The organism is Pseudoxanthomonas sp. LjRoot206, from assembly GCF_056175725.1.
Window position 1 is genome coordinate 633,573 of record NZ_JBGFFI010000002.1, and the last position, 15,891, is coordinate 649,463.

Genomic DNA, 15,891 nt, shown 5'->3' on the forward strand with positions numbered 1-15,891 from the left:
CCGGTGATGGCGTGCCCCTGCTGCGGGGACGGGCCGTCATGCCGGGTTTGCTAAGCTCCCGAACTTGTCTCCGCAGGACCCGCCGATGACCGACGCCACGCCCGCCACCCGCACCAAGCTGCCGTTGCACTGGAAGATGGCCATCGGTTTCGGCATCGGCCTGCTGGTGGGTCTCATCGTGCATGCCACGGGCCAGGGCGATGCGGCGTGGGTGGACCAGGTGACGAAGTACGTCACCACGCCCTTCAGCAAGATCTTCCTCAACCTGATCTTCATGCTGATCGTGCCGCTGCTGTTCTCGGCGCTGGTCTGCGGCATCGCCGAGATGGGCGATATCCGCGCACTCGGGCGGATCGGCTGGAAGACCTTGGCCTACACCATCGTGCTGTCGGCCGTCGCCGTGCTGCTCGGCCTGGTGCTGGTCAACCTGTTCAAGCCCGGCGTGGGTGTCGATCCGGCGCTCGCTCAACAGCTCATCGCCGAGAATGCGGAGCGCACCAAGGAAATCGTCGCCACCGTCGGCACGCAGCCGACCGGCATGGACATGTTGCTGTCGATCGTGCCTGACAACGTCATCGGCGCCGCATCGAGCAACGCCGCCATCCTGTCGCTGATGTTCTTCGCGGTGATGTTCGGCATCGGCCTGGTGCTGACGCCGTCCGAGAACACCGGCATCCTCAAGCGCGGCATCGAGGGCGTGTTCGAGATCTCGATGACGCTGATCGGCCTGGTCATCCGCCTGGCGCCGTACGCCGTGGCTTGCTTCATGTTCAACCTGGCCGCGATCTTCGGTTTCGACCTGCTGGTGCGGCTGGGCCAGTACGTGTTCGTGGTGGTGCTGGCGCTGGCGCTGCACCAGTTCGTCAGTTACTCGATCGCGCTGAAGCTGGCGGGCTACTCGCCGCTGAAGTTCTTCCGCGGTGCGCAGGAAGCGATGGTGATGGCCTTCTCCACCGCCTCCAGCAACGCCACCCTGCCGACCGCGCTGCGCGTGGCCGACGAGAGGCTTGGCCTGCCGCGCACGGTGTCGCGCTTCGTACTGACCGTGGGCGCGACGGCCAACCAGAACGGCACCGCGCTGTTCGAGGGCGTCACGGTGATCTTCCTGGCCCAGTTCTTCGGCGTGGACCTGTCGCTGGGCCAGCAGTTCATGGTGATGCTGGTGTGCATCCTCGGCGGCATTGGCACAGCCGGCGTGCCGTCGGGCTCGCTGCCGGTGGTGGCGCTGATCTGCGCGATGGTGGGCGTGAACCCGATCGGCATCGGCCTGATCCTGGGCGTGAACCACTTCCTCGACATGTGCCGCACCACGCTCAACGTCACCGGCGACCTGACGCTGGCATCGCTGGTGGCAAAAGGCGAACGGGGCGACGTGAAGCTGCCCGGCCAGCCGGGGTAACACCCCGGGCCGGGACCCGCAACCGCGACAGCGGGGGCAGGGGGTGGGACAATGGGCGGCCCGCAGCCCGCCGGGCGCCGCCCCTTTGTCCCGATCCCCATGACGACGCCCGCTTCCAACCAGCCTGGCCGCCGCCAGCTCGCCAACGCCATCCGTTTCCTCGCCGCCGACGCGGTGCAGGCCGCCAATTCCGGCCATCCCGGCATGCCCATGGGCATGGCCGACATCGCCGAAGTGCTGTGGAACGATTACTACCGCCACAGCCCGTCGAACCCGCACTGGTTCAACCGCGATCGTTTCGTGCTGTCCAACGGCCATGGTTCGATGCTGCACTACGCGCTGCTGCACCTGTCCGGCTACGACCTGCCGCTGCAGGAACTCAAGAACTTCCGCCAGCTGCACAGCAAGACCGCCGGCCATCCGGAGCGCCACGAGACGCCCGGCGTCGAGACGACCACCGGTCCGCTCGGCCAGGGCTTCGCCAACGCGGTCGGCTTCGCGCTCGCAGAGAAGCTGCTGGCACAGCGCTTCAACCGCGAAGGCCACGATCTCGTCGACCACCGCACCTTCGTGTTCATGGGCGATGGCTGCCTGATGGAAGGCATCTCGCACGAGGCCGCCTCGCTCGCCGGTACCTGGGGCCTGGGCAAGCTGGTCTGCTTCTGGGACGACAACAAGATCTCCATCGACGGCAACACCGACGGCTGGTTCACCGACGACACGCCGGCCCGCTTCGAGGCCTACGGCTGGCAGGTGGTGCGCAACGTCAACGGCCACGATCCGGTCGAGATCAAGACCGCCATCGACACCGCGCTGAAGGCCAGCGACAAGCCGACGCTGATCTGCTGCCGCACCACGATCGGCTTCGGTTCGCCGAACAAGGCCGGCAAGGAGTCCAGCCACGGCGCGCCGCTGGGCAAGGACGAACTGGACGCCACGCGCGCGGCGCTGGAATGGCCGTACGCTCCTTTCGAGGTACCCGCCGACATCTATGCCGGCTGGAACAAGGTCGACGCCGGCAAGGCGCTGGAAGCCGACTGGAACGCGCTGCTCGACGCCTACACTGCGCAGTTCCCGGAGCAGGCCGCCGAACTGACGCGTCGCGCGTCCGGCGAGCTGCCGGCCGACTTCGTCGCGCAGGCCGATGCCTATATCGCCAAGGTGCAGGCCGAAGGCCCGGTCATCGCCTCGCGCAAGGCCTCGCAGAACGCCATCGAAGCCTTCGCGCCGCTGCTGCCGGAACTGGTCGGCGGTTCGGCCGACCTGGCGCACTCCAATCTGACCCTGTGGAAGGCCAGCAAGTCGGTCTCCACCACCGACCCGAACGCCAACTACGTGTACTACGGCGTGCGCGAGTTCGGCATGACCGCGATCGCGAACGGCCTGGCGCTGCATGGCGGCTTCGTGCCGTTCGATGCGACCTTCCTGGTGTTCAGCGACTACGCCCGCAACGGCGTGCGCATGAGCGCGCTGATCCCGGCGCACGCCATCCACGTGTACACGCACGACTCCATCGGCCTGGGCGAAGACGGTCCCACCCACCAGCCGGTCGAGCACCTCGCCTCGCTGCGCTACATCCCGAACAACGACGTGTGGCGTCCGTGCGACGCGGTCGAGTCGGCGGTGGCGTGGAAGCAGGCCATCGTCCGCCAGGACGGCCCGAGCTGCCTGGTGTTCTCGCGCCAGAACCTGCCGCACCAGCCGCGTACCGACGCGCAGGTCGGCGAGATCGCACGCGGCGGCTACGTGCTGGCCGATGCCGACGGCACGCCGGACGTGATCCTGATCGCCACCGGTTCGGAAGTCGGCCTGGCCACGCAGGCCAAGGCGACGCTGGACGCGCAGGGCATCAAGACGCGCGTGGTGTCGATGCCGTCGACCGACGTGTTCGACCGCCAGGACGCGGCCTACCGCGAAGCCGTACTGCCGAAGGCCGTGCGCAAACGCGTCGCCGTCGAAGCCGCGATCAGCGACTTCTGGGGCAAGTACGTCGGCCTGGACGGCGCGGTGATCGGCATGACCACGTTCGGTGCGTCCGCGCCGGCCGACGCGCTATACAAGCACTTCGGCATCACCGCCGAGGCGGTGGTCGAGGCGGCGAAGTCGCTCTGAGGCGGTCCGTCCTCCTGTAGGAGGGGCTTCAGCCCCGACCGCCCCGGATTTCCCTTCGTCCGCAGAAGGGAATCCACCGATAGCGATCCAAGCCATGGCGCATGAATCTGCGCCATGGCTTTTTCATGTCCGCGATCGGGTCACGCAGCGTTGCGACGAGGTCGCTGGTCTGAGCCTGGACGCATCTATCTGGTGACCACCGCCACCCATCGACGCGATCCTCATTTCAGCCGATGGGAAGTGGCCAGCAGGATGTCGGCCGTCATCACGCGCGGTAGTACGTGGTCTCCACATGCGGAACTCTTGTGTTGGGTGCTGATTCCGGATCACTGGCATGGATTGGTGAGACTGAGCGGTACAGATCGGCTATCGGATGTGGTGGGCGCGGCAAAAGGACGATCAGCGCATGCAATACGCGACCTTGTGGACGGAAAGCGGGTCTGGGCGGACGGCTTTCACGACCGCGCATTGCGACTAGAGGACGACGTGCTCATCGCAGCTCGCTACATCATCACCAACCCCGTCAGGGCTGGCTTGGTGAGCCGTGTCCACGACTACTCCTACTGGGACGCGGTTTGGCTCAGGTGATGCATCACTGAGCTGTCGGGGCTGAAGCCCCTCCTACACAGTGATCGACTGTAGGAGGGGCTTCAGCCCCGACGCTTTTCATCTTTTATCTTGTCTCACGCAATCCCAGCGCCAGCAGCTTCGCTTCGATACGTTCGCCGAGGCCGGCGGGCGCAACGAGTTCCATCCGCGCCATCGCCTCGCGGTCATCGGATTTCGCACCGAGCGCGCGCAACACGGTGCCGATCTTCTTCCATGGCGTCGCGGTATTCGTCTTCAACCAGCCCAGCGCCTTGACGACGCGTTGTTCGATCTCGGTGAAATCGCTGCCCAGCGGGTAGTCGGGCAGCGTGCCGTCGTGGCGGAACGCGCGCAACCGCGCGGACAGGTGCACCGGCGTGTTGTCGATCCAGTGGCTTGGCGGGTGGAAGGCGGCACGCAGCTTGCCGGCCTGCTGCGCCTGTTCCATCAGTGCGGCCTGGAAGCGGGCGTCGGTGATGCCGCCCATCGCGATGATGCAGTCCTCGTCGTTCCTGCCGCGCACATCGGCGATGCCGTACTCGTTGACGTAAACGTCGCGCAGGTGGCGCGGGATCGTCGTGTGTCCGTAGTTCCAGCGCACGTTCGATTCGGCGGCACCGGCGTCTTCGCGTACTGCGCGGAACATCAGTACGCTGCGCGCGCCGTCCAGCGCGTTCGACATGTCGACGAAGTTGTACTGGCCACCCACGCCGGACACCACGCGGCCGTCCTCCAGTCCGTCGGAGACGGCGGCGCCCAGTGCGCTCGCCATCATGCAGGAGTTGAAGAAGCGCGCGGCGGGCCGCTGCAGGCGGGCCAGCGATTCGCGTCCGCGTTCCAGCTCGTTGATCAGGCTGATGCGGCGCATGCCGATGGCGCGACGCTGGTCCTCCGGCAACGTGCTTAGCCACTCGTAGAACGCCGGCGAGCCGAGGTAGAAGGCGCCGTGCAGGTATTCGCCATCGCGCTCCAGTCGTGCCTGGTCGCCGAGGTTGGCGGTGCCGTCGGCGAGCCGCTGCATCAGTGCCTCGTCGTCCGCCACTTTGCGGCGGATCACGCCGGTTTCGACCAGTCGCTTGAAACCCTCGTTGATCATTTCACTGCAGCCGTACAGGCCGATGGCGAACGGATCGAGGCCGCCGCTGGCGATCACGGCGGGGTGGCGTTCCAGGTCCGGATCCAGCGCGGCCAGCACGCGCCGGTAGGTCGTGTTATCGGTGTGGCGCAGTACCAGCGCATGGCACAACGCATCGGCCAGCGCGCCGATGCCGATCTGCAGCGTGCCGCCATCGCGCACCAGCGTGCTGGCGTACAAGCCGATGGCGTAGTCGACGTCCGACACGGGCTGGCGCGGCAGGCCGAACAGCGCAGGGTAGGGGCCGGGCGGCGAGACGACCAGGTCGAAGTAGTCCTCGTCCACCGCTGCGGTGCCGCCGATCCAAGGCAACTCGGGATCCACTTCGGCTACCAGCAGCGGGCGTGGCAGGCCGCGCGCGACGATGGCGTCCACGGCATCCTGCGTCAGGTCGTTGTTGCAGGAGAACGACAGGCGCGTGCCACCCGCCTCGCGCGCGACCTTCTGCACGATGACGTTGAGTTCGCGGTCCGCCAGCGCACGCGCAACGTGCGTGTAGTTCAGGCTGGCGTAGTGCCGCTGTGCCGTGGTCGAGCGCAGCAGCGCGCCGCCCTGCATGTAGAACTCCTCCACTTCGATGTTCGGCGGCAGTGCATCGCGCTTGACCGCCTCCACGTAGGCGAGCCGTGGAAAGTCCTCGCCGAAGTGGCGCGGCGCGAACGGCTTCACGAAGCGGCCTTCCAGGCCTTTGCCACCAGCCGGTGGATCCAGCGACAGCGCGGTGTACAGCGTCCAGGCGCGTGAAGGCTCCGTCGCGATGCGCGTGTACAGCGCATTCAACAGGCGATGCGGCTTGCCGATGCCGAGCGGCGCGCCCATGCGCAGCGGTCCGTCGATGTGGGACAGGATCAGGTCGACGGCGTCGTCGAGGTCGGTGAGGTGCTTGGCCATGGCGCCAGCGTACTAAGCCGGGTGTTAACCGGCCATGGGGTGGCTGCTCACTGCTCCAGCATGTCCGGACTGAACAGCCGGCGCCGCGAGACTTCGCCGCCGGACACCATGAAGCGGCCGTCTCCGCGGTAGTGAATGGTGCGTGGAAGGGCTGGTGTGGCGGCGATGCGGGCGTGGACGATACGCCAGACGAACAGCGGATAGTCGGCGCTGATGCGGGTCTCGTGCAGGCGGCATTCGAAGCGCGCGTGGCATTCGCCGATGCCGGGCGCGTCTACCTCGCGCGACGGCAATGCGGTCAGGCCGAAGCGGTCGAACTTGTCCTGCTCGGTACTGCTGCAGTTGCCGATCCGCACTACCGTGTCGAGCAGGTCTTCGGTCGGCAGGTTGATCACGCATGCGCGGCTGGCACGGGCCAGGGCGTGGCTGCGGTTCGCCTGCCAGAGGTAGGTGCCGAGCAGGTCGTAGCCCAGCATCATGTGCCAGCCCATCGTCATGATCGCGCGCTCGCCCTTGTGCGCTGTGCTGAGCAGCACGACGGGGCCGGGCTCCAGGTAACGCCGCGACTGCTCGACGGGAAGGATTTTCCAACGCTTCTTGGTGCTCATGGGCGGCTCCGGGAAGTCACGGCAGCCTACGCCCGGCTCAGTCGAGAGCGTGTATGGAATCGGCGACGCGCCGCACTTCGTCCGGATGGTGGCTGACGTAGACGATGGGCAGGCGGATCTCGTCGCGTACGCGCTGCAGGTAGGGGATCAGTTCCTCGCGGCGGGCCTGGTCCAGCGCCGACAGCGGTTCGTCGAACAGCAGCAGCGACGGTTGCGACAGCAGGGCGCGGCCGATCGCCACGCGCTGCGCTTCGCCGCCGGACAGGTTGCGCGTACGCCGCGCCAGCAGCGGCGCGATGCCGAGCAGGTCGACCACCGCATCGAACCCGAAGCGCGGCGTGCCACGGCCGCCATGGCGTCCGTACTGCAGGTTGCGGCGCACATCGAGATGCGGGAACAGGCGCGCGTCCTGGAACACGTAACCGACGCGCCGGCGATGCACGGGTTCGTCGATGCGGTGCGCGCTGTCGAACAGGCAGTGCCCATCGACCTCGATGCGGCCCGCCACCGGCGTCACCAGCCCTGCGATGGCGTTGAGCACAGAGGTCTTGCCCGCACCAGACGGGCCGACCAGCGCGATCACGCGCGCGTCGTCGTCGATGCGCACATGGCGATGGAAGTGCCCGCGCCTGAGCTCGATATCCACGCGCAGCATCAGGCGTCCTCCTCGCGCGCATGGTGGCGGCGTACCAGCCATTCCGACAACAGCAGCGCCGCCAGCGAGATCGCCATCGCCACTGCGGCCAGCCGCCAGATGCCGGCTTCGCCACCGGGCACCTGCATCAGTCCGTAGATCGCGGAGGACAGGGTCTGCGTTTCACCCGGTATGTTGGAGACGAAGGTGATGGTGGCGCCGAACTCGCCCAGCGCCTTGGCGAAGGCCAGCACGCTGCCGGCGATCAGCCCGGGCCATGCCAGCGGCAGGGTAATGGTGAAGAACACGCGCCACGGTCCTGCACCGAGCGTGGACGCCGCCTGTTCCAGCCGCCGGTCCGTGGCCTCCAGCGACAGGCGGATGGAGCGCACCATCAGAGGAAACCCCATCACCGCACAGGCCAGTGCGGCACCGGTCCAGCGGAACGCGAACACAATGCCGAAGTGCGCCTGCAGGAACGCGCCGATGGTGCCCTGCGTGCCCAGCGTCACCAGCAGCGCATAGCCCATCACCACCGGCGGCAGCACCAGCGGCAAGTGCACGACCGCATCGAGCAGCGCCTTGCCCGGGAACCGCGTGCGTGCCAGCAGCCAGCCCACCAGCACACCGAAAGGTAGGCTGGCCAGCGCCGCCACCAGCGCCACCTTCAGGCTGAGGTGGATGGCGGTGAGTTCCTCCGGCGAGAACGCGTCGAACACGCGGCGATCAGTCCTTCACGGCAAAACCGCGGCGCTGGAAGATCGCATCGGCGGCGGGCGAGGCCAGCCACTGCACGAACTGCGTCGCCTGCGCGGAGCGCGCACCGCGCAGCGCGGCGACCGGGTAGACGATCGGCGGATGCGAATCCTCGGGGAAGGTGGCCAGCACGCGCACGTTCGGCTCGGCTTTCGCATCGGAGGCGTACACGATGCCCAGCGGTGTCTCGCCGCGCGCCACCAGCATCAGCGCCGCGCGCACGCTCTCGGATTCGGCCAGCCGCGCCTTGACGCCGTTCCACAGCGACAGCGATTCCAGCGAGGCCTTGGCGTACTTGCCGGCCGGTACCGTCTGCGTCTGGCCTACCGCCAGACGCCCGTCCCCGAGCGCGGCGAGGAACGTGGCGGGCCGCTTCAGGTCGACGCGGGCCTTGCTCGCTTTCGGCGCGACCAGCACCAGCCGGTTGCCCAGCAGGCTGCGTCGCGTGGCGACGTCCAGCTTGTTGCGTTCCTGCAGGTAGTCCATCCACTCCAGGTCGGCGGAGAAGAACACGTCGGCCGGCGCGCCTTGCTCGATCTGCCTTGCGAGCGCGGAGCTGGCGGCGTAGGACACGCGGACCGGAACCCCGGTCTGCTTCTGGTAGGCCGCGGCGGCCTCGTCGAGCGACTCCTTCAGGCTGGCGGCGGCGAATACGGTGAGGCCTGCATCGTCCTGCGCACGCACGGCGGAGGGCGCGAGCGTGGCGGCAAGCAAGACGGCGGCGGTGGCGACGGACCGGAGCAGCGCGGGCAGGTTCATGCGAACGACTCCTGTGAAGATGGATGAGCGTGCCGGCCGGCAGCGCACTGCGCCACGGTCAGCGTCGATGCAGTGCCTTGTTCAACACGGCCGCTAAGGCCACGCCCCCGGCGCGAAGCTGGCGCTCGGCGATGGGCAGGTGCTTGTCCACGTAGGCCTGCTCGAGTTTCGCACGGCGGGGATAGAAATCCGGCTGGGTCACCACGCGGCACGACTGTTCGGCCCAGGCCGCTGCAGGCGGCGGCAGGGTCATGGGGGCGATGGCAGGGCGTGGCAACGTACGCAGATGCGCCAGATAGGCCTGCTCGCTGCGGCCGGTGGATACCAGCATGCGGCTGTCCCACAGCGTATGCATGTTGGTGCCGCGTCCGTTCCAGTTGATCTGCGCGTCGTTGCCGCCCTTGTCGCGTCCGTAGCCCGCATGCAACGGTTGATGCGCATCACCGACGAAATGCACCACGAACTTCAGTGCCTGCAGGCGCTCGGCGCGCGGGCGTCGTGCATCGGCAAGGATCGCGGCCTGTGTCCGGATCGCCTCCACGACACAGTCGCCACCGGGGCAGTCGCGACGCCGCTGGTAGGCGCAATCGTGTTCGCCGATGTTGACGAAATGCCAGTTTGCGGTCTGGCGACCGAGCCCGGCATCGTTCTTGCGCAGGTCGTCGGCCCAGCCGGCGATCCCGGCCAGCGTGGGATCCGGCTCGTCCTGCAGCAGCGCGTCTATCTGGCGGCGTGTATCCGGCGTCAGGTCGTCCCACGCCAGTAACGCGACCAGGCGATGACCGAGCAGGCCCCATGCCTGTGCGGGCATGGGCAGCAGCGCGAGCGAGAGGGAGGCGACGAGGGCGAAGGCGAAAACGAAGGGACGGACCATGCCGGTACTTTACCCGACACGGGCCGTCCCCATTGCGCGTTGCGGCCGTTATCCGCGGCTCAGAACTTCAGGACATAAGCCACGCCATACACCAGTGGGTCGATGTTGGCCGTGCCGAGCTTCGCGCCGTCCACCTCGACCTTGGTGTCGATGTCCGCCCAGCGCACGTCCACGCGCACCGCGCTGCGCTCGCTGACCTTGACGTCCAGGCCGGCATGCGCGGCCAGTCCCCAGGAATCGTCCAGCGTCAGCTTCGTGCCTTCGAGCGCGCCGGTGGTGTCTTCGCTGAAGAAGGTGGTGTAGTTCAGGCCCACGCCGAGCAGCGGTGACACCTTGCCCGCGCGGTTGAAGTGGTACTGCAGCGATACGGTCGGCGGCAGATGCTTGGTTTCGCCCACCTTGCCCACGCCCTTCACCGCGATGTCGTGCTTGAACGGCAGCGCGGCCAGCACTTCCAGGCCGAGGTTGTCGCGCAGGAAGTATTCGAAGGTCACGGTCGGCTTGACGTCGCTGTCGATGTCCAGCGGCAGCGTGCCGGCCGCGAGGGTGCCGTTGTCCGACGTGGGATTGACCTGGTGCACGCCCACGCCCAGCGTCCAGTCGCCCTTGGACTGGGCGAAGGCGGGCGCGGCGGCGCCCAGGGCGAGGGCGATGGCCATCGGGATCAGGGTCTTCTTCATGGTGCTGGCGCTCGTTGGAATGTGGCGCCAGTCTCTGCCCCGGTTTGCGGTGCTGCCTTGATCCTGATCAATGCCCGCGGGACTTCGCGGCGGGGGCGGCCTGTTAGAATGACGGCCCCCGTCAACCCCGCCGCGCTGCGCGCGGCCGCAGGAGTCCTGAGCAATGTCGATCAAGGTGGGTATCAACGGCTTCGGCCGCATCGGACGCAACGTGCTGCGTTCCGCCGTGCAGAACTTCGGCAACGACATCGAGATCGTCGCCATCAACGATCTGCTGGAGCCGGACTACCTGGCCTACATGCTGCAGTACGACTCCGTGCACGGCCGCTTCGACGGCGACGTGAAGATCGAAGACGGTGCGCTGTTCGTCAACGGCAGGAAGATCCGCCTGACCCAGGAACGCGACCCCGCCAACCTGAAGTGGGATGAAGTCGGCGCCGACATCGTCATCGAATCCACCGGCCTGTTCCTCGACAAGGCCACCGCGCAGAAGCACCTCGATGCGGGCGCGAAGAAGGTCGTGCTGTCGGCACCGTCGAAGGACGACACGCCGATGTTCGTCTACGGCGTGAACCACGAGACCTACAACGGCGAGGCGATCATCTCCAACGCCTCGTGCACGACCAACTGCCTGGCGCCGATCGCCAAGGTGCTGCACGACAAGTGGGGCATCAAGCGCGGCCTGATGACTACCGTGCACGCGGCCACCGCCACGCAGAAGACCGTCGACGGCCCCAGCAACAAAGACTGGCGCGGCGGCCGCGGCATCCTCGAGAACATCATCCCGTCGTCGACCGGCGCGGCCAAGGCCGTGGGCGTGGTGATCCCGTCGCTCAACAAGAAGCTGACCGGCATGTCGTTCCGCGTGCCGACCAGCGACGTGTCGGTGGTCGACCTGACCGCCGAGCTCGAGAACCCGGCCACGTACGACGAGATCAAGGCCGAGATGAAGGCGCAGAGCCAGGGCGCGCTGAAGGGCATCCTCGGCTACACCGAGGACAAGGTGGTCGCCACCGACTTCCGCGGCGATACCCGCACCTCGATCTTCGACGCCGAGGCCGGCATCGCGCTGGACCCGACGTTCGTGAAGATCGTCAGCTGGTACGACAACGAGTGGGGCTACTCCAACAAGTGCCTGGAAATGGTCCGCGTGGTCGCCGGCAAGTAAGTCGCGCCACCGCCGCCGTATCCCGCAAGGGCGCCCTCGGGGCGCCCTTGCCGTTTCCGGGTATCGCCATGTGATACGAGCCGGGCGGGATGATGCCACCGGCGCATCGGATTCTTGCAAATCCCGCCGGCTTGCCCGAGGCTGCGGCGAGGCTGAATGGACGGCCGGGGAGCGGGTACCCGTTCCTGTACCGAACACGCAAAGGCGGGATAGGCGATGGACGATCTGGCGGGAATCCTGGTGTTGCTGGGCCTGGCCGTGCTGGCGGTGCCGGTATTGCTGATCGTGGCGCTGGTCTCGATCAGCGGACTGAAGCGGCGCGTCGCCGATCTGGAACGGCAGGTAGGCCAGCTGCGCGCACCGCAGGCGGCCGCGGCCCTGACAGAAGCAACAACGCTTTCGCCCGTCGACGCGGAACCCACGCTCGCGGAACGGGTACGGACGACGCCGTCGCGTGCCGAAGCGCCGCCGCCTGTGCAGGCGACCGCACCGCCACCGATTCCGCCGCGGTCGCCCGTGCCGCCGCCGGACCTCCCCGCGCAGCCCACGCCCGCGCTGCCGCCGCGTCCGCCGCGCGCGGAAGCGCCGTCGGTCCCGGCGAAGCCCGACGTGGTCACCGTTGCGCTGCGCGCCGTGCGCCGCTGGTTCACCGAAGGCAACGTGCCCGTGAAGATCGGCGTGCTGGTGCTGTTCGCCGGGGTGGCTGCGCTGTTGAAGTACGGCGCCGACCAGGGCTGGTTCTCGCTGCCGCCTGAGCTGCGCCTGGCGGGTATCGCGGCCGCTGCACTGGGCGCGCTGGTATTCGCCTGGCGCAAGCGCGACAGCAACCGCACGTTCGCGCTCAGCCTGCAGGGCGGCGCCATTGGTGTCCTGCTGCTGGTAGTGTTCGCCGCGTTCAAGATCTTCGGCGTGATACCCGCCGGCGCGGCCTTCGCGCTGAGCATCGTCCTGATCGCCGGCGCCGGCATGCTGGCCGTGCTGCAGGACGCGAAGTCGCTGGCGGTGTTCGCGCTGCTCGCGGGCTTCCTTGCGCCGATCTGGCTGTCCACCGGCAGCGGCAACCATGTCGCGCTGTTCTCGTACTACGCCGTGTTGAACGCGGCGATCGTCGGCATCGCCTGGTACAAGTCCTGGCGGGTGCTCAACCTGCTCGGCTTCGTGTTCACCTTCGGCATCGGCACGGCATGGGGCCTGTTCGACTACGCGCCGCAGAAATACGCCAGTACGCAGCCGTTCCTCGCTCTGTTCTTCGTCTTCTACCTGCTGATCCCGCTGCTGTTCGCGCGCCGCCAGCCGGCCAGCCGCCGCGACCTGATCGATGGATGCCTGGTGTTCGGCATGCCGCTGGTGGCGTTCTCGCTGCAGGCCGGCCTGATGCAGGGCGGCAGTTTCGAGGACAGCCGCCTGCCGCTGGCGTTCTGCGCGCTGGGCCTCGGCGTGCTGTATGCGGGGTTGTCGTGGACGCTGCGCCGGCGCGCGAACTACGACGTGCTCGCGCAGTCGTACGCGCTGCTGGCGGTCGGCTTCGCCACCCTGTCGGTCCCGCTGGCGCTGTCGGCGCAGGCCACCGCGTGCGTGTTCGCGCTGGAAGGCGCGGCGCTGGCGTGGCTGGGTCTGCGCCAGTCGCGCCTGCTGCCGCAGTTGACCGGCGCCGGTCTGCAACTGGCGGCCGCGGCGGCGTTCTTCATCGCGCAGGTCGACGTGGCCTCGTGGCACGAGACCGCGGTGAACGCGACGATGTTCGCCAATGCGTCGTTCATGAGTGCGCTGTTGATCACGGTGGCCGGTTTCGCCAGTGCGTGGGCGTACCGCGCGCGTGGCCATGGCGTGGCGCTGGTCTACTACCTGTGGGCGCTGGCCTGGTGGTTGGGCAATGGCATGGTCGAGGTCGATGCGCATATGACCTATCGCGACGAACCCGACGCACTGCTGGCGTTCGCCGCGCTGACCGGCTGGCTGGCGGCCGAAGTGCATCGTCGTCGTCCGTCCGCCGCGTTGGCGTGGACGACGTTGGCGGCACTGGCGTCCGCGGTTCCGTTCGCGCTGTGGCAATCGGAGGTGCACCAGCAGCCGTTCGCCGGCAACGGCGTGTGGGCGTGGCTCGCCTATGCGGTGCTGGGCGTGCGCAGCCTGATGTGCCTGCGCGACAGCGACCATCGCCTGGCTGGTGCGGCGCAGTTCGTGTGGTGGCTGGTGTGGCCGCTGGTGGCCAGTCTGCTGCTGGCCTGGTTGCCGGGCCACGTGCAGGGCATGGGTGGCGGCTGGCAGGCGGGCCTCGTCGCGTTGCCCTGGCTGGTCGTCGTGGCATTGGCACTGTTCCGCTGGGACTGGCTGGCGGCGCCGCTCGGCGAGCGTTTCGCCGGCTGGCGCATGCCCTTGCTGGGCGTGCTGTTCGCGGTGCTCGGGCTGTGGTGGCTGGTTTCGCTGTTCATGGCGGGCAGCGTGCATCCGCTGCCGTGGATGCCGGTGCTGAATCCGATGGAGCTGGCACAGCTCGCCGTGCTGGTGCTGCTGCTGCGCTGGTGGATGCCGCAGACCGGCTCGCTGGCGCCGCGACGGATCGTCTTCCTGTCGTCGCTGGCCTTCGTGTGGATCACCTCGGTGGTGCTGCATGCCGTCCATCACTGGGGCGGCGTGCCATGGAACGACAGCCTGGTCTCCGGCAGCCTGGCGCAGACCAGCCTGACGGTGACGTGGAGCGTACTGGGCGTGCTGGGCTGGGTGACCGGCTCGCGCCGCGGCCAGCGCATGCTGTGGCTGGGCGGTGCGGTGCTGATGGGCGTGGTGCTGGCGAAGCTGATGGTCGTCGACCGCCAGCACCTGGGCAACCTGCTCGGCATCGGTTCTTTCATCGCGTACGGCCTGCTGTGCACGGTGGTGGGTTACCTGGCGCCGGCGCCGCCGCGCCGCGTTGAGAACGAGGAGGCTGCGGCATGAAGACGTTCCTGATGGCCCTGCTGCTGGTGCCCGTGCTCGCATCGGCCCAGGCGCCCGCGCCGTACGTGAAGCGCTGGCCGCTGGTGCTGTCCGGCGAGCAGGCCGGCGCCTACCGCGTCGTGCTGGATCCTGAGGTCTACGCCACGACCGCATGGCCCGACCTGCGCGACGTGGATGTGCTGGATGCGCACGGCAAGCCGGTCGCCGCAGCGCTGTTCGGTCCCGAGCAACCCACGGCGCTGCCGGCGCGCCGCATCGTCGTGCCGTGGTTCCCGCTGCCGGCGTCGATGCAGGACGCGGGCACATCGTCGCGCGTGTCGGCCCAGTTCGGCGAGAACGGGCGCATCGTCCGTATCGAGGCCGACACCGGCACGGCGACGGCGGCCGATCCGGCGCGTGCCTTCCTGGTCGACCTCAGTGGCATCCGCGACCGTGCCGAAGCGCTGGAATTCACCTGGGACACCGGCACGCCGCGCGAGGCGAGGTATCGCGTGGACGGCAGCCACGACCTGCAGGCCTGGGACGTGGTACAGGACCGGGTGACGCTGGTGGAACTGCAGCGGGGTGCGCAACGCCTGTTGCGCGACGAGGTGCCGATCCAGAGCGGCCTGCGCTACGTGCGCTTCGTGCCGCTGGATGCGTCGCCCGCGCTGCCGATCCGCGAAGTCCGCGTGCGGCTCGATGCCGAACACCTGCAACAGGCCGTGCAATGGTCGGAACTGCAGGGGACGCGCGTGTCCGAGCAAGGCGTCGATGCGCTCACCTACGAGAACACCGGACGCCATCCGATCGCGCTTGCCGACCTGGCGATGGACGACTACGCGGTGGGCGAGTGGACGCTGGAAAGCCGCGACGCGACCGATGCGCCCTGGCGGCTGCGCGCCGGGCCGTGGGTGGCCTACCGGGTCGGCGGCGAGCGGCCGAGTGCGTCGCCTGCGCAGCCGCTGGCGAGCGAGCCGGCACGCGACCGCTACTGGCGCCTGCGCAACCAGAGCGCCTTGCCCGATCAGGTGCCTACGCTGAGGCTGGGCTATCGTCCCGAAGTGATGGTGTTCCTCGCACAGGGCACGCCACCGTATGCGCTGGTGGCCGGCAGCGCGTCGGCGCGGCGCGCCAGCGTGCCGATGCCGAGCCTCGTCGACGCGTTGCGTCGCGATCGTGGCGAAGACTGGCAGCCTGCGCCCGCGTACCTGTCCCCATCCGCCACGCTGGCAGGCGACGCTGCCCTGGTGGCGCCGCCCACGCCGCGTGACTGGAAGACCTGGCTGCTGTGGGGTTTGCTGGTGCTGGGCGCGGTGCTGGTGGCGGCGTTCGCCTTCAGCCTGCTGCGCAGCCGTCCGCCGGCGTAGT

General features: G+C 68.3%; 13 protein-coding genes. 6 read left to right on the top strand and 7 right to left on the bottom strand.

Going from position 1 to position 15,891, the window contains the following annotated elements; translation table 11 throughout:
- Window positions 1-85: 85 nt before the first annotated feature.
- The 3 genes from AC04MD_RS07695 to AC04MD_RS07705 all read left to right on the top strand — a co-directional run bounded on the left by AC04MD_RS07695 (window position 86) and on the right by AC04MD_RS07705 (window position 4,099).
- Window positions 86-1,399: a dicarboxylate/amino acid:cation symporter gene (locus AC04MD_RS07695; RefSeq protein ID WP_475496701.1), complete on the top strand. Its 1,314-nt coding sequence runs from the start codon at window positions 86-88 to the stop codon at window positions 1,397-1,399.
- Window positions 1,400-1,498: 99 nt separating this feature from the next.
- Entirely contained in the window at window positions 1,499-3,511 is a 2,013-nt protein-coding gene (gene tkt, locus AC04MD_RS07700; protein ID WP_475496702.1) for a transketolase, read from the top strand.
- Between the two features lie 114 nt (window positions 3,512-3,625).
- Complete coding sequence (locus tag AC04MD_RS07705; RefSeq protein WP_475496703.1) at window positions 3,626-4,099, top strand: REP-associated tyrosine transposase; 474 nt, start codon at window positions 3,626-3,628, stop codon at window positions 4,097-4,099.
- A gap of 85 nt (window positions 4,100-4,184) precedes the next feature.
- Here the strand turns inward: AC04MD_RS07705 and AC04MD_RS07710 are convergent, their stop codons facing one another.
- From AC04MD_RS07710 to AC04MD_RS07740, 7 genes are read right to left on the bottom strand one after another with little or no spacing between them, the layout of a single operon-like run.
- Entirely contained in the window at window positions 4,185-6,125 is a 1,941-nt protein-coding gene (locus tag AC04MD_RS07710) for an acetyl-CoA hydrolase/transferase C-terminal domain-containing protein (RefSeq protein ID WP_475496704.1), read from the bottom strand.
- Between the two features lie 47 nt (window positions 6,126-6,172).
- Window positions 6,173-6,733, bottom strand: coding sequence for a flavin reductase family protein (locus AC04MD_RS07715; RefSeq protein ID WP_475496705.1), 561 nt, complete (start codon window positions 6,731-6,733; stop codon window positions 6,173-6,175).
- A 37-nt stretch (window positions 6,734-6,770) separates the two neighbouring features.
- Window positions 6,771-7,388, bottom strand: coding sequence for a molybdenum ABC transporter ATP-binding protein (gene modC / locus AC04MD_RS07720; RefSeq protein ID WP_475496706.1), 618 nt, complete (start codon window positions 7,386-7,388; stop codon window positions 6,771-6,773).
- A complete protein-coding gene (gene modB / locus AC04MD_RS07725) occupies window positions 7,388-8,086 on the bottom strand; it encodes a molybdate ABC transporter permease subunit (protein ID WP_475496707.1) in 699 nt (232 codons plus the stop codon). The genes modC and modB overlap by 1 nt, the downstream gene beginning before the upstream one ends.
- Before the next feature lie 7 nt (window positions 8,087-8,093).
- Entirely contained in the window at window positions 8,094-8,882 is a 789-nt protein-coding gene (gene modA / locus AC04MD_RS07730; protein WP_475496708.1) for a molybdate ABC transporter substrate-binding protein, read from the bottom strand.
- Window positions 8,883-8,940: 58 nt separating this feature from the next.
- On the bottom strand, window positions 8,941-9,756 hold the full coding sequence (locus AC04MD_RS07735) for a S1/P1 nuclease (protein ID WP_475496709.1): 816 nt from the start codon (window positions 9,754-9,756) through the stop codon (window positions 8,941-8,943).
- A 59-nt stretch (window positions 9,757-9,815) separates the two neighbouring features.
- A complete protein-coding gene (locus AC04MD_RS07740) occupies window positions 9,816-10,436 on the bottom strand; it encodes an OmpW/AlkL family protein (protein ID WP_475496710.1) in 621 nt (206 codons plus the stop codon).
- A 163-nt stretch (window positions 10,437-10,599) separates the two neighbouring features.
- Between AC04MD_RS07740 and gap the strand changes: the two genes are divergently transcribed.
- The 3 genes from gap (at window position 10,600) to AC04MD_RS07755 (ending at window position 15,890) form a co-directional block, all read left to right on the top strand.
- Window positions 10,600-11,604, top strand: a complete 1,005-nt coding sequence (gap, locus tag AC04MD_RS07745) for a type I glyceraldehyde-3-phosphate dehydrogenase (RefSeq protein ID WP_475496711.1) — start codon at window positions 10,600-10,602, stop codon at window positions 11,602-11,604.
- Between the two features lie 225 nt (window positions 11,605-11,829).
- Complete coding sequence (locus tag AC04MD_RS07750) at window positions 11,830-14,541, top strand: DUF2339 domain-containing protein (RefSeq protein WP_475496976.1); 2,712 nt, start codon at window positions 11,830-11,832, stop codon at window positions 14,539-14,541.
- Window positions 14,538-15,890: a DUF3999 family protein gene (locus tag AC04MD_RS07755; RefSeq protein ID WP_475496712.1), complete on the top strand. Its 1,353-nt coding sequence runs from the start codon at window positions 14,538-14,540 to the stop codon at window positions 15,888-15,890. The genes AC04MD_RS07750 and AC04MD_RS07755 overlap by 4 nt, the downstream gene beginning before the upstream one ends.
- Window position 15,891 lies beyond the last annotated feature (1 nt).

Excerpts from the sequence above, each read along its gene's own strand:
- AC04MD_RS07695 (WP_475496701.1), top strand. The coding sequence starts at position 86 with ATGACCGACGCCACGCCCGCCACCCGCACCAAGCTGCCGTTGCACTGG.
- tkt (WP_475496702.1), top strand. The coding sequence starts at position 1,499 with ATGACGACGCCCGCTTCCAACCAGCCTGGCCGCCGCCAGCTCGCCAAC.
- AC04MD_RS07705 (WP_475496703.1), top strand. The coding sequence starts at position 3,626 with ATGGCTTTTTCATGTCCGCGATCGGGTCACGCAGCGTTGCGACGAGGT.
- AC04MD_RS07710 (WP_475496704.1), bottom strand. The coding sequence starts at position 6,125 with ATGGCCAAGCACCTCACCGACCTCGACGACGCCGTCGACCTGATCCTG.
- AC04MD_RS07715 (WP_475496705.1), bottom strand. The coding sequence starts at position 6,733 with ATGAGCACCAAGAAGCGTTGGAAAATCCTTCCCGTCGAGCAGTCGCGG.
- modC (WP_475496706.1), bottom strand. The coding sequence starts at position 7,388 with ATGCTGCGCGTGGATATCGAGCTCAGGCGCGGGCACTTCCATCGCCAT.
- modA (WP_475496708.1), bottom strand. The coding sequence starts at position 8,882 with ATGAACCTGCCCGCGCTGCTCCGGTCCGTCGCCACCGCCGCCGTCTTG.
- AC04MD_RS07735 (WP_475496709.1), bottom strand. The coding sequence starts at position 9,756 with ATGGTCCGTCCCTTCGTTTTCGCCTTCGCCCTCGTCGCCTCCCTCTCG.
- AC04MD_RS07740 (WP_475496710.1), bottom strand. The coding sequence starts at position 10,436 with ATGAAGAAGACCCTGATCCCGATGGCCATCGCCCTCGCCCTGGGCGCC.
- gap (WP_475496711.1), top strand. The coding sequence starts at position 10,600 with ATGTCGATCAAGGTGGGTATCAACGGCTTCGGCCGCATCGGACGCAAC.
- AC04MD_RS07755 (WP_475496712.1), top strand. The coding sequence starts at position 14,538 with ATGAAGACGTTCCTGATGGCCCTGCTGCTGGTGCCCGTGCTCGCATCG.